The sequence below is a fragment of the Mucilaginibacter kameinonensis genome, from assembly GCF_003675385.1.
Classification (GTDB): Bacteria; Bacteroidota; Bacteroidia; order Sphingobacteriales; family Sphingobacteriaceae; genus Mucilaginibacter; species Mucilaginibacter kameinonensis.
On the sequence record NZ_RCWZ01000001.1, the window covers coordinates 474,347 to 492,486 of the forward strand.

Annotated in this window: 23 protein-coding genes; 10 read left to right on the forward strand and 13 right to left on the reverse strand. The window is 42.9% G+C overall.

Annotated features, from left to right (window positions below; translation table 11 throughout):
- The first annotated feature begins 391 nt into the window (after positions 1-391).
- Both EAH55_RS02105 and EAH55_RS02110 read left to right on the forward strand, forming a co-directional pair.
- Complete coding sequence (locus tag EAH55_RS02105) at positions 392-595, forward strand: hypothetical protein (protein WP_112568232.1); 204 nt, start codon at positions 392-394, stop codon at positions 593-595.
- 40 nt (positions 596-635) lie between these two features.
- The gene (locus EAH55_RS02110) at positions 636-893 is read left to right on the forward strand and encodes a DUF7660 family protein (protein ID WP_121808294.1); all 258 of its coding nucleotides are present in this window, start codon (positions 636-638) and stop codon (positions 891-893) included.
- 21 nt (positions 894-914) lie between these two features.
- On the opposite strand, the gene EAH55_RS30790 is transcribed toward EAH55_RS02110, so the two are convergent.
- The gene (locus tag EAH55_RS30790; RefSeq protein ID WP_162996722.1) at positions 915-1,514 is read right to left on the reverse strand and encodes a hypothetical protein; all 600 of its coding nucleotides are present in this window, start codon (positions 1,512-1,514) and stop codon (positions 915-917) included.
- A 165-nt stretch (positions 1,515-1,679) separates the two neighbouring features.
- Between EAH55_RS30790 and EAH55_RS02120 the strand changes: the two genes are divergently transcribed.
- A complete protein-coding gene (locus EAH55_RS02120; protein WP_121808295.1) occupies positions 1,680-2,111 on the forward strand; it encodes a hypothetical protein in 432 nt (143 codons plus the stop codon).
- Positions 2,112-2,113: 2 nt separating this feature from the next.
- Here EAH55_RS02120 and EAH55_RS02125 read toward each other — a convergent pair whose 3' ends face one another.
- The 6 genes from EAH55_RS02125 to EAH55_RS02150 all read right to left on the reverse strand — a co-directional run bounded on the left by EAH55_RS02125 (position 2,114) and on the right by EAH55_RS02150 (position 4,981).
- Positions 2,114-2,665 carry a DUF4256 domain-containing protein gene (locus EAH55_RS02125; RefSeq protein ID WP_121808296.1) on the reverse strand — a complete coding sequence of 184 codons (552 nt, stop codon included), beginning with the start codon at positions 2,663-2,665 and terminating at the stop codon, positions 2,114-2,116.
- 184 nt (positions 2,666-2,849) lie between these two features.
- A complete protein-coding gene (locus EAH55_RS02130) occupies positions 2,850-3,428 on the reverse strand; it encodes a YdeI/OmpD-associated family protein (protein WP_208644773.1) in 579 nt (192 codons plus the stop codon).
- 8 nt (positions 3,429-3,436) lie between these two features.
- The gene (locus EAH55_RS02135; protein WP_121808298.1) at positions 3,437-3,826 is read right to left on the reverse strand and encodes a DoxX family protein; all 390 of its coding nucleotides are present in this window, start codon (positions 3,824-3,826) and stop codon (positions 3,437-3,439) included.
- Positions 3,827-3,835: 9 nt separating this feature from the next.
- The gene (locus tag EAH55_RS02140) at positions 3,836-4,303 is read right to left on the reverse strand and encodes an SRPBCC family protein (protein WP_112568218.1); all 468 of its coding nucleotides are present in this window, start codon (positions 4,301-4,303) and stop codon (positions 3,836-3,838) included.
- 1 nt (position 4,304) lies between these two features.
- Positions 4,305-4,625: an ArsR/SmtB family transcription factor gene (locus tag EAH55_RS02145; protein ID WP_121808299.1), complete on the reverse strand. Its 321-nt coding sequence runs from the start codon at positions 4,623-4,625 to the stop codon at positions 4,305-4,307.
- A gap of 101 nt (positions 4,626-4,726) precedes the next feature.
- Positions 4,727-4,981, reverse strand: coding sequence for a hypothetical protein (locus tag EAH55_RS02150; RefSeq protein ID WP_146749974.1), 255 nt, complete (start codon positions 4,979-4,981; stop codon positions 4,727-4,729).
- A 340-nt stretch (positions 4,982-5,321) separates the two neighbouring features.
- Here EAH55_RS02150 and EAH55_RS02155 point away from each other — a divergent pair, with 340 nt between their 5' ends.
- Positions 5,322-6,815, forward strand: a complete 1,494-nt coding sequence (locus EAH55_RS02155; RefSeq protein ID WP_112568212.1) for a TonB-dependent receptor — start codon at positions 5,322-5,324, stop codon at positions 6,813-6,815.
- A 117-nt stretch (positions 6,816-6,932) separates the two neighbouring features.
- Here the strand turns inward: EAH55_RS02155 and EAH55_RS02160 are convergent, their stop codons facing one another.
- Both EAH55_RS02160 and EAH55_RS02165 read right to left on the reverse strand, forming a co-directional pair.
- The gene (locus tag EAH55_RS02160) at positions 6,933-7,409 is read right to left on the reverse strand and encodes a cytochrome P460 family protein (RefSeq protein WP_162996723.1); all 477 of its coding nucleotides are present in this window, start codon (positions 7,407-7,409) and stop codon (positions 6,933-6,935) included.
- 4 nt (positions 7,410-7,413) lie between these two features.
- Entirely contained in the window at positions 7,414-8,376 is a 963-nt protein-coding gene (locus EAH55_RS02165; RefSeq protein WP_121808301.1) for a heme-binding domain-containing protein, read from the reverse strand.
- 419 nt (positions 8,377-8,795) lie between these two features.
- On the opposite strand from EAH55_RS02165, the gene EAH55_RS02170 reads away from it, so the two are divergent.
- The 3 genes from EAH55_RS02170 (at position 8,796) to EAH55_RS02180 (ending at position 11,273) form a co-directional block, all read left to right on the forward strand.
- Entirely contained in the window at positions 8,796-9,866 is a 1,071-nt protein-coding gene (locus tag EAH55_RS02170) for a serine hydrolase domain-containing protein (protein WP_121808302.1), read from the forward strand.
- A gap of 13 nt (positions 9,867-9,879) precedes the next feature.
- Positions 9,880-10,440, forward strand: coding sequence for an AraC family transcriptional regulator (locus EAH55_RS02175; protein ID WP_121808303.1), 561 nt, complete (start codon positions 9,880-9,882; stop codon positions 10,438-10,440).
- Positions 10,441-10,541: 101 nt separating this feature from the next.
- Positions 10,542-11,273: a heavy-metal-associated domain-containing protein gene (locus tag EAH55_RS02180; protein ID WP_121808304.1), complete on the forward strand. Its 732-nt coding sequence runs from the start codon at positions 10,542-10,544 to the stop codon at positions 11,271-11,273.
- A 175-nt stretch (positions 11,274-11,448) separates the two neighbouring features.
- On the opposite strand, the gene EAH55_RS02185 is transcribed toward EAH55_RS02180, so the two are convergent.
- Both EAH55_RS02185 and EAH55_RS02190 read right to left on the reverse strand, forming a co-directional pair.
- Complete coding sequence (locus EAH55_RS02185; RefSeq protein WP_244228078.1) at positions 11,449-11,703, reverse strand: hypothetical protein; 255 nt, start codon at positions 11,701-11,703, stop codon at positions 11,449-11,451.
- A 95-nt stretch (positions 11,704-11,798) separates the two neighbouring features.
- Positions 11,799-12,164, reverse strand: a complete 366-nt coding sequence (locus EAH55_RS02190; RefSeq protein ID WP_162996724.1) for a response regulator — start codon at positions 12,162-12,164, stop codon at positions 11,799-11,801.
- Positions 12,165-12,360: 196 nt separating this feature from the next.
- On the opposite strand from EAH55_RS02190, the gene EAH55_RS02195 reads away from it, so the two are divergent.
- The gene (locus EAH55_RS02195) at positions 12,361-13,371 is read left to right on the forward strand and encodes a LacI family DNA-binding transcriptional regulator (protein ID WP_121808306.1); all 1,011 of its coding nucleotides are present in this window, start codon (positions 12,361-12,363) and stop codon (positions 13,369-13,371) included.
- A 123-nt stretch (positions 13,372-13,494) separates the two neighbouring features.
- Here EAH55_RS02195 and EAH55_RS02200 read toward each other — a convergent pair whose 3' ends face one another.
- Positions 13,495-14,124, reverse strand: a complete 630-nt coding sequence (locus EAH55_RS02200) for an NAD(P)H-dependent oxidoreductase (protein ID WP_121808307.1) — start codon at positions 14,122-14,124, stop codon at positions 13,495-13,497.
- A gap of 151 nt (positions 14,125-14,275) precedes the next feature.
- Positions 14,276-16,531 (reverse strand): transglycosylase domain-containing protein, encoded by a 2,256-nt coding sequence (locus tag EAH55_RS02205; RefSeq protein WP_121808308.1) that lies wholly within the window; start codon positions 16,529-16,531, stop codon positions 14,276-14,278.
- A gap of 115 nt (positions 16,532-16,646) precedes the next feature.
- Here EAH55_RS02205 and EAH55_RS02210 point away from each other — a divergent pair, with 115 nt between their 5' ends.
- Positions 16,647-17,735, forward strand: coding sequence for an Mrp/NBP35 family ATP-binding protein (locus tag EAH55_RS02210; RefSeq protein ID WP_121808309.1), 1,089 nt, complete (start codon positions 16,647-16,649; stop codon positions 17,733-17,735).
- Between the two features lie 31 nt (positions 17,736-17,766).
- Positions 17,767-18,045, forward strand: a complete 279-nt coding sequence (locus EAH55_RS02215) for a NifU family protein (protein WP_112568188.1) — start codon at positions 17,767-17,769, stop codon at positions 18,043-18,045.
- The last annotated feature ends 95 nt before the right edge of the window (positions 18,046-18,140 follow it).

The following is an 18,140-nucleotide window of genomic DNA, read 5'->3' on the forward strand; positions in this document are numbered from 1 at the left end:
AGCTTCCATGTCGGCCTCAATAGCCGGGAATATATCTGCATTAATCAAAACTTGTTTCTTTAATAACTCAATTTTCTCCTCCAAATACATGAACATTTCCCGCCTTCTTTTCTGATTTCAAGCCTATTACGATAATTCTGTTACAGGGTTACATTTATTGTGTCTCTTAAACACAATAAAACATTCAAGTTCCGGTTATCCACATTCATCGACACATTCACGCTAATCGTCGATTCTGTTTTGATATTGAAATTCAAAACTTTTCATTTGTTAAACATGCCGCACCTTAATCACATCCCAGAAAGCGGCATGCGCAATTATATCCTGTTACAGCAACCTATATGTGAATGTCAAATGTTGGTTGATTGTAGCGATTACAAACATTACCAATATGAAGCCAACAGAATACGACATTTTATTAGCAGGCGAACGACGCATTTTAGAGGCTATTCAGCAGTTGGAAACAGAATATAATTTCCATTTAGATGGCATGAAAGCCGAACTGGAAAGGGTGCGAGAGGCGCTGACCAAATGCAGCATGTCTGTAGTTCATGTAAGCGATAATATCAACGGAAAACTACAGTCAAATAAATAATTGCTTTAGTCACAAATAGTATCTTTGACAAAGCCTTCTCATGAGCAAAAATATAACACCGGCAGATGTCAATGATCGTGATTCATTTATAAAGTTTGTACTTGGATTGAAGAAAGATCTTGAGACAAAGGGAAATTCCTGGGAAAATATAGATTTAGCAAGTTTCCTTGACGCCCTGGCTTCTTATGCCGAAGATATTCAAGGTTACTACGATAATCTTGATCTGAGCATTAATGCCAACACGGCTTCATGGAGGGTGTTTGCCGATATGTTAAAAGGCGCAACTATTTATGAATAAACTCGCTTGCCAGCCCGCTCTTTATAATTCAAAACTCTTCATTAATTCCACTTTAACTTTTTCCATATCACCGGCAAGAATATTGTAAACCGTATCATACTGGCTGCACAAATCAAAAATGCCAACGCTGTACTGGCCGATATATCTTTCCCGGGTTTCTTCATCATTCGAGTTTTTTATTTTATCGGCAAGGTCCAGCACGTTGAGATACAACTCATGCGATTTATTATTGGCGGCAATCAGTTCATCATAGGATAGTGATACGTTAAAGTACAAACCGATCAGGTTATGTTTCCAGTTGTCGATGTTCATTTTTTTGAGCTGAGCATCGGCCTCCTTCAAACTTTCGGTCATTGAACGGTAGCTGGCTTCGCTCCGGGGAATGCTCCGCCCCTTCCATAGCTGAACGCTTTTTTTGAGGATAGACATCGTTTCGCCGGTGACGTAATAATAGCTTTCGGCTATTTCTACCTGTTTGCTCCGATAGCGTTTTTTCAGGTCGATATCTGCTTTCCTCTTATCGCCCAAATAGGCAAACAGGCCGGTAAGCGTTTGTGAAATCAACGCCCCGGCAAGTCCTGAAAATGCGCTTACAATTAGTGTAGTATTTTCTGCCACCATGTTAGTAAATAAACTAACTACAGATGATGTGGCGAAACGTTTTCATCTTATTGCAATATTCCTGATTTTATGTAGCTTGGTCATTCAGAATGATTTACGCAATCATTCTGAATACTCTGCTTTTTGCACCCTACTCAGAAACTCTGATTACATAACAACCGATAAATGCTCAATTCGTATACGATCAACCTTCAAACAGAAGCCGGAGAAAAGGAAATTTTTATAAGTCCATTTTTGCTGCAATCCAAAATACCACCCAATCTCAAATCAGGCAATATTGAGAAATTATTCTTTTATATAGAATTAAAAGATGATAGCTATAAAGCAGCACTGGAACAAGAAGAACTGAGCGACCGGTTTAAAACGGATGAATTTATCATTAACGTAGGTCAGGACTTTGAAAAATATTACTTAGGCAGCTTTCGCGTTGATTTTCAGGAAAAGCGCTGTTCACAATGGGAAGGTAAAACTGGCATTCTTACAGAGCAGGAAATAAAAACACTGGGAGAAAGCCTGTTTAATCCATCCGCCAAATCACGACGCGTTACTTTATTTACCCCCACCCGGCCATCTGATTTTAATTTCGGGAGTTTTTGATTTTAAACCCTTAACGCTCCCCTGAAACCCCTGGCAGCATAGTACGACTCGGCACCGTTGTGGTAAATAAAAATGGTTTCGTAACGATAATCGGCAAAAATAGCGCCGCCGAGTTTCCTGATATTCCCAGGTGTTTTTATCCAGCTTGATGTTTTGGTATCAAACGTTCCCAGCTTATGCAGTTCGCGGTACTGCTCTTCATTTAAAAGCTCAATACCCATATCCTTCGCCATTTCAACGGCGCTGTTTGCGGGTTTATATTCTTTACGGGCTTCCAACGCTTCATGATCGTAACAAACACTCCGCCTGCCTTTGGGGCTTTCGGCAACACAATCATAAAAAACATATTCGCCGGTATTTTCATCATAAGCAACAACATCCGGTTCGCCGCCGGTTATTTCCATCTCATTAAGAGACCATAGCTTTTCAGCACTGGCGTCCAGCTTTGTCTGTACTTTGGCCCATTCCATGCCGGTATGGCGGTTCATGTTTTTTTCAAAGCGGGTTTTCAATACCCCAATAAGTTCCTGCTGTTGCTCTGGTGATAGTTTCATGTTATTGTTGATTGTGGTTTGTTAGATTTTGGTCTTTTTTTTCGATTCCCCTCTTGAGAGGGGCGCGAAAGATAGTGTGATGGCAGGTGTGTGTTTCTTCGGCGTTCATGACCTCCAGGATAACACACCCCTACACCCCTCTCAAGAGGGGAATCGCGCAGCCCCGCCTTTTCGGGTTATATAATTAATCATTCAACCCCTTACCATTTAATATCTGCGGCATCCATTTTTCAACCCTGGCTTCCCGGGTTGATGATTGTTTGGGTTGCGAAAAATGCAGCAGGTAGGCTTTTTGGCGGCCTGGCGTCAGGGCTTCAAATGCAGTTTTCAGTGCCGGAATCGAATCTAATTTGCTTTGAAACTCGTCGGCCACGGCAAAATCTTCCGTCTTTTTCAGGGTTACCTTTAAACCGGCTTTTTCCACCTCAATGGCTTCGTAAATGTAGGCTTTCAGGATACTCCTTTGTTCGGTTACCTCCTCAACGTTGGTAAACCTGATCTGCCGGGCTGCCTGCACATTTTCCGATTGCTGGATCAGGATCTGATGTGTATCGCTCAACAACGCGCCCTTGAAAAATAAAAACGCGCAGTATTCTTTAAATACGTGTATTAAAACAATGTTGCTTTCCCGGTAGGTATAACATGGGCAGCCCCATTTCAATTCTTCGGTCAATCCGCAATCAAGGGCAATCAATCTCAATTGCACTATTTCTTCCCGCCACTTCTCGGCTTCGTTAAAATAAAAATCAACCTTAGGGTTCATGTTGTTTATTATTGGTTAACCGGGCTCATCTTTCTGTCTGCCGGTCTGAAATACCACGAAATTACTGTTAGTACCAGTAAAAGCAAAGCAGGAAATATCTCATTCACCGCATTGCCCGCCGCAAGATGCGAAAAAATCGCTCCCGACATAGCAAAGAAGAAACCTGCGTAAGCCCATTCTTTTACCACCGGAAATTTAGGAATGAGCACCGCTATAACGCCCAGAACTTTCCAGATACCCAATATCGTCAGAAAATAAGCGGGATAACTCAAATGGGCAACGCTATCAGCCCCTCCCGCCCCCGATTTCATTTTCATTAACTGTACCGCCCCGGTTGATATCATCCCTAAAGCAAGCCAAAGGGTAGCAATCCAGTAAATAATTTTATTTCTTTTCATAACAGGCTACTATTTTAATTTGTTTAATACTTCCTGCAGGCGGTTATGTGCCATGTTTATGCCATATTCAAATGGCAGTTTCAGCATCTGATCCCTGAGCTCCGGCGTTCTGTACACCACATGCATATTAAGCCTGCTGGTATCGTTGGTAAGTTTTTCAAACTCCAGGAACTCCAACTGTACATCAAATGGCGCGTTGTCCATTTCAAACGTGCGGGTAATTTTTTGATCCGGGATAAACTCATGAACAGTTCCGTTGGCTTTAAAAACCACGTTACCATGCGGGTCTTTGGTTTCAAACTGCCAGCTTCCGTGCTTTTTATTTTCCAGCTTCAGCACCTTGGTTCCCATCCATTGCTCAACAATTTCGGCCTCGGTATAGGCTTTAAAAAGCAATTCAACCGGTAACTCAAATACCCTGGTTATGGTTAAATCCTGCTTGCCGTTTTCGGCATCAATTTTGGTTTTCTTCTCCATGTTAATTGCCTTTATAGTTTTTCATGATATCTTCTAATTTGTTGAACCGCTCTTCCCACATAGCGCGGAAGGGCTCAATAAAGTCGGCTACGTCTTTCATTCTTTCAGCATTGATATGATAATAGATCTCCCTGCCGTTTTGCTCCTGTTTAAGCAATTCGCACTCGGTAAGTATTTGCAGGTGCTTGGAAACAGTAGGCCGGGCTGTATCAAAATTGGATGCAATTACGCCGGCAGTCATGGCTTGAGTGGCCACGAGCAAAAGGATAGCCCTCCGGGTTGGATCGGCTATAGCCTGGAATACGTCTCGTCTTAAATTCATCGTGTAGCTATTTGACTACAAATATAAATGTAGCCATTTAACTACGCAAATGTTTTTAACATTTTTTCACAGACGACTTAATACTTTAGGGAAAGGGTAGTTTAATTGGTGATAACCTTTAATTTCGGTACATCCACCAACGGAGAAGTAAGCATTCTGGCAGCCATCAAGTGGCTTTCCGGCCCAAACCATGATTTTCCGTTTGTCATTACTGCCGTTATGCGGTATGTTGAACCTATCTCAACAAATTTACAATGATACACTTGCTTCGTTACCTTATTCTCAAATACGGCTGTACCACACCTGCTGGAGATAGGCATGAACGAAACGTCGATTTGTCCGTTTTTTAGATCCATTTCTGAAAGGGATTTAAATAACCTGTGATTTAAAACTTTTGCATTCATATAAATTTAAACATATGAGTGCTAAAAGAGGGCTGTTCAGATTGTTCAGTTTTTGATTAGGGCAAACCCGCCTGTTCAGCGCTGCTGCATGAAGATATCTTATTGATCCACAAACCCTCCGGCACGCCGCGATAACCTGTCAAAAACACATTAATTTATTTTCTGAAAGTAATAAAATGGGACATTACTTATTTTGTAATACATTCTTAACACGCCTTCGCTTAAAAAAGTGTAATTTTAGCTCTTCTTAGGTTATACTACTGGTAACAGTAAACTATAATAATTTATGGGTATGAATGCCATTCACAATAAAGATATTGGGACCAAGCAAAAAGCACTGGCCATTAATCTTAACCCCGAAATTTATGGCTCATTTGCCGAAATTGGAGCAGGACAGGACGTAGCAGCAAACTTTTTTAAAGCCGGGGCATCATCCGGCACCATAGCCAAAACCATGTCGGCTTATGACATGCTTTTTTCAGATGCCATTTATGGGGTACAGCAAAGCCGCCGTTATGTGAGCGAACCGCGATTAATGGCTATGCTTAGCCACGAATACGGTCTTATCATTGAGCGTCTTGGTGCTCAGCGCGGCGATACATCAACATTTTTCGCTTTCGCGGATACGGTATCGGCCCTCAACTACAACAAAACCAACGAAGGTCATGGCTGGATGGGTGTACGCTTTCAGCTGGAACCTAACGGGCAGTACAACGATGTGATCATTCACGTTAAATTGCTGGATAACGATAATAACCTGCAGCAGCAGGCCGTAGGTATTTTGGGTGTAAACCTGATGTATGCCTGCTTTTATTACAATGAGATCCCGCCGGTATTCCTGCTGTCGCTAATGGATAACCTCTCGCGCGACAGGATCCAGATTGACATGATCCGCTTTGAGGGGCCAAACTTTACCAAGGTTGATAACCGCTTGATGAGCCTTCACCTGGTAAAATATGGCTTTTCGGATGCCGCGCTGTTCGGGCCGGATGGTAAAAACCTGCAGCCTTCAGAAGTTTTGTACAAAAAGCACATCGTAATGGTGCGCGGCCGCTTCCGCCCGGTTATTAATGTGCACATGGATATGTTAAATACCGGTGTTAAACAGTTCCTGCAGGAATCGGATGTTGACAAGGAAAATGTTGTGGTAGTTACCGAGCTTACACTACAGGCCCTTAAAGAACGCAACGCCGATATCAATGCCGATATTGATGAAAAGGACTTCCTTGACCGGGTAGACATCCTCGGTTCACTGGGGCAAACGGTAATGATCTCCAACTTCCACGAGTATTATAAGCTGGTAGCCTATCTGTCAAAGATCACCAAACTTAAAATGGGTGTAGTACTTGGTTTCCCTAACCTGGAGTACATCTTCTCTGAAGAGCATTATAAAGACCTGCCGGGCGGTATCTTGGAATCGTTCGCTACGCTATTCAGCCGTAAGGTAAAATTATTCATATACCCTACCCTGCGCGATGGCGTAATCTGGAACTGTTTACGTTTTTATCTGCCGCCGCACCTGATAGACTTGTACCGCTACCTGATAGCCAATAATAAAATAGAAGATATCAGGCATTACAACGAAAATAACCTTAACGTTGAAACCGACAATGTGCTGGAGTTGATAAAACTGGGCGCCACCGGCTGGGAAGAATTTGTACCTGCAGAAGTTGCCTCTATTATCAAAGAACGGCGCCTGTTTGGTTATGCTTCCGGATTGGAGCCGGCAAAAGCACTTGATGTGCCTCCTGCGGATGGAGATCGTACAGAGATTGATATCGCCTAAAAAACTAAAACCTCAAGGCTTAAAACTAATTGAGCAAATACCCCATAAACAAAACAGGGATGATGAATTAATTCACCATCCCTGTTTTGTTTCCATTTATTTAAGCAAGTTTAATTGCTACGGCAAAACTGAAGGTTTTTGACCAAGGATGTATTTAATCCTTTCGGCCTGGCCTGATGTATCTGTTTTTAAGTCGAGGTTTCTACCTTCTAACTGCTCATAATTAACAGCGACATTATTGCCCGACGAAGCGGTTTTGATCACTTCCACCGATTCAACATCTGATGGGATCTTTGCGCCAAACCAGTGGTCATCATCCTGCTGTTTCCAGGTTACCAAAGTAAAAACCTCTTTTGCAGCAATTATCTTATTCCCTTCGATGGCGGCTTTTAATGCCAGATCATTACCATAAAGCGTTGAAGCCGTTCCCTTTGTTTTATTAACAAATGAGGTAATTACTTTAAGTCCGTCGAGGTTATATTTTGGCGACGAAGGCAGCGCTGCTTTGGTGTTGTATAATTCAACCGGTTTATTATCTGAGCAGGCTGCCAACATTAGTGCGCATGCTGCAAGTAAACTATAAAATGCTTTCATGGGTTTAGTGTTTAATGGGTAGGGTGAATACAAAATCTTCGGCGGCCATTGGCTTATGGCAATTCATACACTCATTTGTAAATAATACATTCGCGCCTCCGTACGGAACCATTTTTGGAGTTTTAAACCTCGCCCATCCCCAGCCATAGGTCGACGCGTATTTTTTATCATCCTTTATCATGTACTCAACCTGTTTAAACTCGCCGGTATGGGTTGTTCCGTCTTTATCCTGTAATTGTGCCCAGGCAACTTTAGCAAAAATGGCTCCGTTTGGCCATGGGTGGATGTTGTTTTCTTTGATGGCTTTTACAGCTATGTCATTACCAAAAATTACGCGTAAGGTATTATTGTCAAAACGCTCGGTGGTGCTGATGGGCTGCCAGTTTTTATAATCGGGGATATAAGCAATACCGTTGGCAGCTGTTGGCAATTTGGCGATCGCTGTTTCATTTTTCTCCCAATGCTGATATTGCTTATCTGCCGCGTTGATAGCAGCGGTATCGGCAGGTTTGTTATGAACCATACTTGCAAGATAGTTTTTAAGCACCCCCAGATCGGCTGGAGATACCTTGGCTTCGGTATGGACTGCCGTATAGCTTGGCAAAGGCATAGCTCCTGAAATAATTTGATTGATAGATTCCCAAAGTTTTGCTTTCTGATCGGCGGGAGCGAGTTTATTCCATTCCGAAAAATTAAGATCAGCCCTGCCATCCTTGATATGTGATGCTACTCCCCAATAAACCGGGACTATCTTATCGTACCAGCGTAAATTGGTGTTGTTAGAATGGCAATCATAACAAGCGCGCTGAACAATGGCCTTCACATCGGCAGGGACTTCCAGATCGCCGGTTACGGGTGGATTGGGAACATCAGGGCGTACAAACTGGATGCCCACAAAGCCCAGGAATAAAATCATGATAATGATGAATGCTTTTCGTTGATATAAAGGTTTTCTGTTAGTTCTCATAGCCTTTCGGTTTTGTGATACAAAGAAAAGTACAATCCCCAATAATGGGTATTACAATTAGTTCGGAGAGGAAAAACAATCGTTAAACGGGTAAAAAAGGAAGTTGAGACTACAAAACAGCGTGTTTTTGTGCGCGTTTTTTATTCCTCCCATCGGGAGGGCAATGGCCCCATGAAAAGACAGCAAGGGAAAATGACAAGCCTCGTAGTTGACTCACCCGGCCTGCCCTCCAGGCAAAGAGGGTAAGAAAAAATAAGCTAAAATCCTCTCTCTACGCTGGCGTAGAGAGGGTGGCGAGCGCAGCGACGCCAGGGAGAGTCGATGTGCGCAATGTTTTCACCATCAACAAGCTATTTATCATGTCCGAATAAACTTTAAATTAGCTTGATAGTCAAACCTGCGCATAAATCACCCCACAAATGAAAACAAGATCAATCCTACTCTTATTACTCATTTCCATTTGCGCTATTAAAGCGGATGCGCAATACAATTTTGGCAAAGTCGACACCTGGCTGAACGACCACGCTTCAGAAATGGGCGGCCGGGTGGTACTTGTTGTTTATAAGGATGGTAAGATCGTTTATAACCACGCCGCAAATGATATGAACATGAGGCAAAAATTTGTAAGTCGGATGGTTGCCCGCAAACAAGGTAAAAAGGCCGATCTGGATGATTACACCTCTACCTCACGGGCAACTATTGCCAGTTGCAGCAAATGGCTAAGTGCTGCATTGGTTATGACCTTTGTTGATGAAGGTAAGCTAAAACTTACCGATACCGTTGGCAAATACCTCCCTGTGCTCTCCCAACATGGAAAAGGCAGTATCACCATAGGCCAGTGTTTATCGCATCAAACCGGGATCAAAACCCCGCCCTTAAAGGAAAGCCTACAGGATATGCGCCAGGATAACTCGATGGACGATGCTATTGCCGATATCGCGGCCTTACCAATTGAAGGCACACCCGGAAAAGTTTTTCATTACAGCAACGCCGGTTTGCAGATTGCCGGTGCCCTCATTGAGAAGATCAGCGGCAAAAGTTTCGAAACCCTTTTTGCCGAGCGCATTGCACGTCCGCTGAATATGCTTCATACTGATTTTGGCAATGGCAAAGTCGCCTTACCCGCTGGCGGGGCTTACAGCACCCCCGAAGATTACCTGAATTTTTTAACCATGGTCATGAACCGGGGCGTTTTTAACAGTAAACGCATCCTAAGCGAGAACAGCATAGCCCAGATGCAGATAAACAGGATCACGCCCGACGTAAAGATAGCCTACTCCCCTGCCGAAGCCGGAGGATTGGGATACGGATATGGCGAGTGGGTATTTGATGAGCACACAGTAAGCAGTCCGGGATTGTTCGGGAGTTTCCCGTGGATAGATAAGGATAAAAAATACGCCGCCTTTATGATGACTTTCTATCTTAAAAACGACGGACGGCAACAACGTTACAAGGAATTAAAGCAACTGGTGGATGAAGCCGTAAAGTAGTAGTTTTGCTGCCATGAAGCTGTATATTAAAAACATGGTTTGCAGTCGCTGCAAAATGATGGTAAAAACCGAACTTGAAAAAGTAGGGTTGCAGCCGTTCGCTGTTGATCTTGGCGAAGTGGAAGTTCAGGAAGCCCCTTCCCCATCACAGCTTAAACAATTAGAAAAATCGCTAAACGAACTCGGATTTGAATTGATTGACGATCAAAAGAGCCGCCTCATTGAACAGATCAAAACGCTTATCATTGGGCAGGTTCATTATACAGATGCCCAATCGCCCTTAAAACTTTCGGCGCTACTTACATCGAAGCTTAATTATGATTACGGCTACCTCAGTAATCTGTTTTCGGCGGTAGAAGGTACAACTATCGAAAAATACCACATCGCCCAACGGATTGAAAAAGTAAAAGAGCTGCTGATTTACAGTGAACTCAATCTCTCGGAGATAGCCTTTCAGTTAGGCTATAGCAGCGTTGCCTACCTGTCCAGCCAGTTTAAACAGGTAACGGGGATGACGCCTTCTGCTTTTAAGGCTTTACAGGGCAGTAAACGAAGGAATCTGGAGGATATATGAATTTTAGGCCTCAACTGTAAATGTCATAAATCATAACTATAATACTGTAACAGCTTGGGCACAACCTCATGGTAATTTTGTATCAACAATTACAAATTATCATGACACATACATATAACATTACCGGAATGACCTGCACCGGATGTCTTGCCAAGGTACAAGGCCTGCTACAGCAGGTTCCCAATATTGAAAAGGTTGATATCTCATTGGCCGAAGGTACCGCCGATATCACCATGAAAAAGCACGTATCAACAGCCGATCTTCAGCAGGCCCTTGCCGCATATCCCAAATACCAGCTTAGCGAAGCGGAGCAGCACCATCATACTATGAGCATGGTTGATGATACCGAAAACCGCACATGGCTTCAAACTTATAAACCCATCCTGCTTATATTCGGATATCTGCTGGCGGCATCATTAATTACGGGATATAGCAGCGCATTTAATATCATGACCATGATGCGCGTATTCATGAGCGGCTTTTTCCTGGTGTTTTCATTTTTCAAACTGCTGGATATTGGTGGCTTTGCCGACAGTTACAGCATGTACGATGTAGTAGCCAAACGCTGGCGAGTATGGGGTTACATTTATGTTTTTGTTGAATTGGGCCTGGGCCTTGCCTTTGCATTGAATATAGCGCCGGTAGCAGTCAACACTATCATGGTTATAGTAATGACTATAAGTCTTATTGGTGTACTGCAAAGCGTTTTCAATAAAAGGCAGATCCGTTGCGCCTGCCTTGGCGCTGTGTTTAACCTGCCCATGAGCACCGTAACCATTATTGAAGATGGCCTGATGATTTTAATGGGGGTTGTGACGTTGGGATTGATGTAAAAGGCCTCTAACAGAATGTCATTTCGATAGAGCGGAGGAGGGCTGAGCATCGATGCGAAAGAGAAATCTTATACGTTATATAAACTCGCAATTTAAAGTTTGCAGACCGGGCGTATAAGATTTCTCCTCACTCCCAAGCAAATCCTTGCCCGGTTCGTCGAAATGACACTTTTTTTTACATCCTGAACCGCAAAGCCACAGAGCGACCCAAAGCCTGTGCAAAATCGGGTTCAATCACGGGGCCTTCGCCAGCTTGCACCCAAACACGGCGGGCATCTTTTTGCAGAATGATCTTCTCTCCGTTCAGTAAAATTTCAAGTTCGCTGGTGGCCGGGGTAATTGGCGAGGTGTTGATTTGATACACGTAATCGGTATCGTTAAAAGTTATTCTTAGTGGCAATCCCATCTTTATCTTCTCTCCGGTAAACATACATATCCCATGTTATAAAAACAACAACAGTTGGTTTATGGCTTCAATTAATCTCTTAACTTCCTTTATTACAGTGAATTATTTTACAAACCCAATTACGCAGCCAGCTGTAATTCAACCTTGCGGATCAGGCTGTTCATGCCAAATGGTTTGTGCAAAACGTCGTCCGGACCTCCTTTTTGTGGTATCATTGCATCCGTTTCTTCACTTTCTGAGCAAACAATTACGCGCAGATTTTTGGTGGCCGAGTTCAATTTAATAAGCCGGCAAAGCTCCCGCCCGTCCATACCCGCATTAACAATATCCAGGATCACCAGGTCTGGATGACAAGTTTTAATGATCTTAAAAATTTCCTGGACACGGGTTGATGAGGCTACCTGGTAGCCTTTGCCGAGCAAAATGTAGGTCATTACCTCTATCATCAACTCGTTATCATCAACTATCAAAATTCGTTTCGCCATATCCGTATCCTTCTTAAGCTCATAATAGCAATGCAAAGCACATGCCATTGATTAACTTACAGTTAAGCGGCAAAACCCTATATCAAACAGTGTCTGCTTTTCTAATGAGATTTTAACATTTATCGCCTTGATTATTAAACACAATTGATCTGTTTTATTACATTTGGCATGTAGTAAATAGATTTAGCAGGTAAAAATGGATAATATTAATATCAAGAAACTGGCAAAAGAGCTCAACATATCCACATCAACCGTATCGAGGGCCTTTAACGGAAATACTGATATTAATAAAGATACCAAAGAGCGCATCCTGGCCTACGCCAAGCAGCATAATTATTTACCCAACCACTACGCCAGTAACCTCCGCGATAAAAAAACCAAAACCCTGGCCGTTATTGTTCCTGAAATTGCCAACGACTTTTTTTCGCAGGCCATAAACGGAATTGAAGAGGTTGCCCGCAAAAAAGGCTTTTATATTTTACTTTACCGTACCGACGATGTTTTTGAAAAAGAGGTTTCGTTTGTAAACTATCTTAACAATGGCAAGGCCGATGGTATTATCATGTCGGTATCCGGAGAGGCTAATGATCATAATTATTTAGGTCAACTGGAAAAAAAACACGTTCCTGTTGTTTTCTTCGACCGTGTTTATGAGGATATTGAGGCTGCCAAAGTAACCACCAATGACTATGACAGTAGTTTTTCGGCTACCGAACACCTGATTAAAACCGGCTGCAAAAAAATAGCCTACCTGGTGGTTAATAAAAGTATTTCGATTGGTAAAGTGAGGATGCAGGGCTATTTGGATGCCCTGGCTAAACACAAGATCGCGTTTGATGATAACCTCGTTATCGACTGCAGTAACGACGAAAAAGTGAATTATAAAATCCTTAAAAAGGCCCTTCAGGAAATTAAACCCGATGGAATTTTCAGCTCGGTAGAGCGTTTGGCTTTCGCTACCTATTATGTTTGCAATGATCTCGGCATTTCAATACCCAATGATCTGAAGGTAATTAGTTTCTCGAGCCTGAGGGTAGCGCCCCTATTGTGTCCTCCCCTTTCAACCATTACACAACCAGCCTATGAAATGGGTGTAAAAGCGGCAACGTTATTGTTCGATGTGCTCGAAAATAACGGCAATGCATCCAAAAAAGAGCATGTATTAAAATCGAAGCTATTTATCAGGAAATCATCTTCGGGTTCATAGTTCATGGTTGATGGTTCATAGTAAGAAAGTAGGATACATAAAAAAACAGGCGATAGAAATAATTCTATCGCCTGTTTTACAAGATGGCTATGAACTATGAACCATCATCTATGAACTAAAAACTTACGCTTCAATAAAAAGCTCGCTTTGTGGGCGGCGTACTTTTATCATTTTGCTGTATGCGTCATCTTCCGCACGGAAACCTACCGCTGCAATTACTGTGGTGGTTAACCCTTTTTCTTTAAGGCCAAGGATCTCGTCAAATTTTGCAGCGTCAAAACCTTCCATCGGAGCGGCATCAACACCAAGCTCTGCAGCTTCGGCCAATAAAACGCCTAAAGCGATATAAGCCTGCTTGTGCGACCATTCAACTTTTTGCGCATCTGTGCGGCTGGCCAGCGTGCCTAATACCATTTGCTCGTAACCTGCAAGGCTTTCGCGGGCAATGCTGCGGGTTGAAGCCACAAGATCGATGAATTTTTTGCCGAAATCTTCGTCAAGGTTTGTTAATGAAGCAAATACAAACAGGGCCGATGAATCGGTGATTTGTGCCTGGTCATACCCTACCGCACGTAGTTTTTGTTTGGTTTCGGCATCCTGTACAACAATCACTTTATATGATTGCAAACCTAATGATGATGGTGCTAACTGGATAGCTGTTTTTAAAGCATCTAATTGTTCTGCACTTATTTTTTTGCTGGGATCGAATTTCTTAACAGCCGATCTCCATTGTAATTTTTCTACTAATGACATGATTATCTCAATTGTTGAAACAAATATAGATGTTTAAACATATAAGTTCAGCCATGTAATTGTAAATTGATTATGTCTTCGGGTTTATTAAATACAAAACGGGCATTCTGATTTACAGAATGCCCGTTTGAATATATGACATATCGGAACCTCACGGCATCTTATCCTTCAGCTCCTTTTCCTTCTCGTCCTCTTCATTCCTCAACCGCCTTTTCTCCTGCCGCACTTCTTTCCGGGTTCGACCGCCGGTGGTATCTACGGCGTCAATCTTCAGCTTGTATTCGGCTTTAAGCGCTTCTATTTGAGCTTTGATCTGCTCTTTAATTGTTTGTTCCTTTTGCTTCTGTTTTTCTTCAGCCTTTTGTTCGGTAGTATCTTTTTTACCAAAAAGGCGCTGGAAAAAGTTCGGTTTTTTTACTGGCTCTTCAACAACAGGTAAAATGCTGTCATCGTCTGCTCCGCCTTGTTTCATGAGGCTATCGGCAGTAGCGGTATCAACAGGCGCAATCTGGCGGCGCAGACTTTCTCTTAAACGCACTTCGTAAAAACCATAGGCGTTGGTGTCGCGGGCGGTATAACCTTTTATAGCCATCAGCTTTCCTATCAGGTTAAAATAGCCATGCAGTCCCGGTCGCAAACTGCCATCCGGCTGAAACGCGTATAATCCGCCTTTAGGATATGGAACAATGCTGGCCAGGTAAATACTTTCGCCCAAGCTAAGTTCGGACGGAGCCTTGCCGAAGTAATAATGCGAAGCTTCGGCAATACCATAAATATTCTTTCCCCATTCAATAATGTTAAAGTAAACCTCCAGCATCCTGTCTTTGGTCATGATGCGGTTGTTTTCGATAAGCCAAACAATCAGGATCTCCTCTATTTTGCGGGCCATGGTTTTTTCACGGCTCAGGAAAGCGTTTTTAACCAGCTGCTGCGATATGCCGCTGCCACCGCGTTTATATTTTTTTGTTTTAAAGTCGGTAGCTATCGATTTACGGATAGCCTCCATCACAAAGCCATGATTGGTGTAAAATGAAGGATCCTCCGCTGTCATCACCGCGTTTCTCAAATTAGGCGAAATTTGCTGTAGCGGAGTAAATTCCGGATTTTCGGGGCCAATCAAATGCGGCGCCATTGGCTTGCCTTTTTCATATGGCGTATAAATGAATGGGCTGTTCAATTTGGTTAAATCGGTGCGACCAAATTTCAGGATCCGGAAGTTGTCTTTATCCATCCCCGAATCAAATATCAGATCATCAGGTTTTGAAGTATCCATGAAAAAGTTCATGTGATAGTTCAGCTTACCGGCAACCTGGATGCCATCAAGCGCGTCAAACATCCCGGTAGGGAACGAATCAAACATATCGGCGGCGTTAAGCCATCCGGTGTTCAGCTTCAGTTCATAAATTTTTACCGGGTTAAGCGTGTATTTAATAAATGGATGGGCTGTTAATTTTTTTACATGGATGGTGGAGGTACTATCGATGGATACATAATTGGTTCCTACTTTAACATCGGCGTCAATAGCCGCCTCCGGGAACACGATATCGGTAGACGAAATGCCCGGATGATGGATCAACAAGTTTTTTACCGACCATGAGCCCGAAATAGATGTTTCGCCGCTGCTGTGATCCTCCTTGGTTAGTTTGGTTTGCAGCGTATCGAAGTTAAGCTTCAGGTTAAATTTCTTTTCGATGAAAGGCAGCTCCACTTTTTGGCGATTATCGGCATAAAGCATTACGTCGATGTCTTTATCCGACGGATGCATTTTACCCGCAAAATGCCAGGTAGCTTCCCCGTCGTTTACTTTTATAGTTGAGCTTAGCTGTCCGTCTTTGATCAGGGCTGTTTGTGCTAAAAGCTTAAGCTGCGCGCTGTCGCTCTTAAAGCTGATCATGAAATTATTGAGCGCTAAGTTATCCGGAATCTTATAAAGCACTTCGTTGATTAGGTTATGGGCTATATTGCTTAAATCGGCTTTGGTATCAGTAGCCGTCGAATCCTTTTTCTTTTTAAACAGGAAATCGAAGTTTTTAACCCCGTTTTTGTCAATGAGATGAATGAAACCGTCCTGTAATACCACATCCGATAGCTTTACCTCGCCCAACACCAGCGGCATAATCCTTACGCTCACCACAAAGTTTTTGATGTTCAGCAAACTATCGCGCCCGTCGGGTACGATGCTGATATCCGAAAATGAAACTGTACTTAGTCCGGTAAATTGGGCCGATCCTATTTTTACATCTAAATTATAATCTCTTTTGGCTTTTAATTTAGCTTTGTCAATGGCTTTTTCGAGCAGTGCTCCGCGTTTTGAGTAGGCAACATATCCGCCGATAAGCAGAATAAGAATTAAGGGAACGAGAATGTATGCGGCTATGCGTATATATTTAGGATTAAGGCGCTTCATTTGTTAATTTTATCCAAAACTAAACTAAATCTTATCCCCTGCAAACGGTTGTTTATGCAAATTGTTTCCCAATAAACTTAATCAACGACCTGTTTTCATAAATTTGCCTCATATTATGACAATTACTAAAGAACAAGTATTACAGGCACTGGGCAATGTTGAGGAGCCGGATCTGAAAAAAGACCTCGTAACCCTTAACATGATCCAGGACATCCGTATCGATGGCAACAACGTAAGCTTCTCGGTTGTGCTTACCACACCGGCATGCCCGTTAAAGGCCATGATAGAGAATGCATGTCGCAATGCCATCCTCCATTTTGTGAGCAAAGAGGCCGTTATTAATATCAACATGACCTCGCAGGTAACAACTCAAAAAAACACCGGCGTTCCGGGTGTAAAAAATATAATTGCTGTAGCGTCGGGCAAAGGTGGCGTTGGTAAATCAACCGTAGCTGCAAACCTGGCTTTAGGACTGGCAAAATCAGGTGCCAAAGTTGGTTTGATTGATGCTGATATATATGGCCCATCGGTACCTATTATGTTTGGTTTAGAGGGTGCGCGCCCAATGGCCAGCCAGGTTGAAGGCAAAACACGCATTGAGCCTATTGAAAAATATGGCATCAAATTGCTGTCGATAGGTTTCTTTACAGATCCTAATCAACCTGTGCCATGGCGCGGACCGATGGTATCAACCGCGGTAAAACAATTGTTTAATGATGCCGACTGGGGCGACCTTGACTATTTAGTGATCGACCTGCCGCCGGGTACTGGCGATATCCATATTACGGTAACGCAAAGCTTCCCGGTAACAGGAGCAGTAATTGTTACCACGCCGCAAAACGTAGCCCTTGCCGATGCTAAAAAAGGTATTGGCATGTTTATGATGCCGGCTATCAATGTGCCTATATTAGGAGTGGTTGAAAACATGTCGTACTTTACCCCTGCCGAACTGCCGGAGAATAAATATTATATATTTGGAAAAGGCGGTGGCCACAAACTGGCCGAGATATTGGAAGTCCCTTTTCTTGGCGAAATCCCATTGATTAAAGGAATCAGTGATTCGGGCGATGCCGGTAAACCAACAGTGCTTGAAGACAATGGCCCAATGACAGCCGCCTTTGTTGAAATGGCCGAACGGGTTGCCCAGCAGGTTGCCATATCAAACGCTAAAGCACTAAGTGCAGAAAATATTGTAAATAATTAATAACTTTACATAACGTTATAAATTAATAAAAATGAGTTTATTAAATCAGGTTGAAGCAGCTTTAGATACTATCCGTCCGTATTTGGAGGCTGATGGGGGGAATGTTTCTGTTGAGGAGATAACTCCTGAAGGTGTTGTTAAACTAAAACTATTGGGTTCATGCGGATCATGCCCAATGAGCATCATGACCCTTAAGGCCGGTATTGAGCAGGCCATTAAAAAAGCCGTGCCCGAAGTTACCGCCATTGAGGCCATTAACCTAACGGACATTGACGACCCTAATGCCGTGCTTCCGGAAAATTTAAGGTAATTGTTAAGTAATGTTAAATCCCCGGTTCAATTTGGGGATATGACTTACTTTTGATGAAGTTTAAAAACTATTTTAACCCTGTCAGCGTAATATAT

Coding starts and splice junctions, on each gene's coding strand:
- EAH55_RS02205 (WP_121808308.1), bottom strand. CDS start 16,531: ATGAAGCGCCTTAATCCTAAATATATACGCATAGCCGCATACATTCTC.
- EAH55_RS02125 (WP_121808296.1), bottom strand. CDS start 2,665: ATGAAACTATCACCAGAGCAACAGCAGGAACTTATTGGGGTATTGAAA.
- EAH55_RS02150 (WP_146749974.1), bottom strand. CDS start 4,981: ATGGATCTAAAAAACGGACAAATCGACGTTTCGTTCATGCCTATCTCC.
- EAH55_RS02155 (WP_112568212.1), top strand. CDS start 5,322: ATGAATGCCATTCACAATAAAGATATTGGGACCAAGCAAAAAGCACTG.
- EAH55_RS02160 (WP_162996723.1), bottom strand. CDS start 7,409: ATGAAAGCATTTTATAGTTTACTTGCAGCATGCGCACTAATGTTGGCA.
- EAH55_RS02165 (WP_121808301.1), bottom strand. CDS start 8,376: ATGAGAACTAACAGAAAACCTTTATATCAACGAAAAGCATTCATCATT.
- EAH55_RS02170 (WP_121808302.1), top strand. CDS start 8,796: ATGAAAACAAGATCAATCCTACTCTTATTACTCATTTCCATTTGCGCT.
- EAH55_RS02210 (WP_121808309.1), top strand. CDS start 16,647: ATGACAATTACTAAAGAACAAGTATTACAGGCACTGGGCAATGTTGAG.
- EAH55_RS02190 (WP_162996724.1), bottom strand. CDS start 12,164: ATGGCGAAACGAATTTTGATAGTTGATGATAACGAGTTGATGATAGAG.
- EAH55_RS02185 (WP_244228078.1), bottom strand. CDS start 11,703: ATGTTTACCGGAGAGAAGATAAAGATGGGATTGCCACTAAGAATAACT.
- EAH55_RS30790 (WP_162996722.1), bottom strand. CDS start 1,514: ATGGTGGCAGAAAATACTACACTAATTGTAAGCGCATTTTCAGGACTT.
- EAH55_RS02200 (WP_121808307.1), bottom strand. CDS start 14,124: ATGTCATTAGTAGAAAAATTACAATGGAGATCGGCTGTTAAGAAATTC.
- EAH55_RS02120 (WP_121808295.1), top strand. CDS start 1,680: ATGCTCAATTCGTATACGATCAACCTTCAAACAGAAGCCGGAGAAAAG.
- EAH55_RS02135 (WP_121808298.1), bottom strand. CDS start 3,826: ATGAAAAGAAATAAAATTATTTACTGGATTGCTACCCTTTGGCTTGCT.
- EAH55_RS02175 (WP_121808303.1), top strand. CDS start 9,880: ATGAAGCTGTATATTAAAAACATGGTTTGCAGTCGCTGCAAAATGATG.
- EAH55_RS02145 (WP_121808299.1), bottom strand. CDS start 4,625: ATGAATTTAAGACGAGACGTATTCCAGGCTATAGCCGATCCAACCCGG.
- EAH55_RS02110 (WP_121808294.1), top strand. CDS start 636: ATGAGCAAAAATATAACACCGGCAGATGTCAATGATCGTGATTCATTT.
- EAH55_RS02105 (WP_112568232.1), top strand. CDS start 392: ATGAAGCCAACAGAATACGACATTTTATTAGCAGGCGAACGACGCATT.
- EAH55_RS02130 (WP_208644773.1), bottom strand. CDS start 3,428: ATGAACCCTAAGGTTGATTTTTATTTTAACGAAGCCGAGAAGTGGCGG.
- EAH55_RS02140 (WP_112568218.1), bottom strand. CDS start 4,303: ATGGAGAAGAAAACCAAAATTGATGCCGAAAACGGCAAGCAGGATTTA.
- EAH55_RS02180 (WP_121808304.1), top strand. CDS start 10,542: ATGACACATACATATAACATTACCGGAATGACCTGCACCGGATGTCTT.
- EAH55_RS02195 (WP_121808306.1), top strand. CDS start 12,361: ATGGATAATATTAATATCAAGAAACTGGCAAAAGAGCTCAACATATCC.
- EAH55_RS02215 (WP_112568188.1), top strand. CDS start 17,767: ATGAGTTTATTAAATCAGGTTGAAGCAGCTTTAGATACTATCCGTCCG.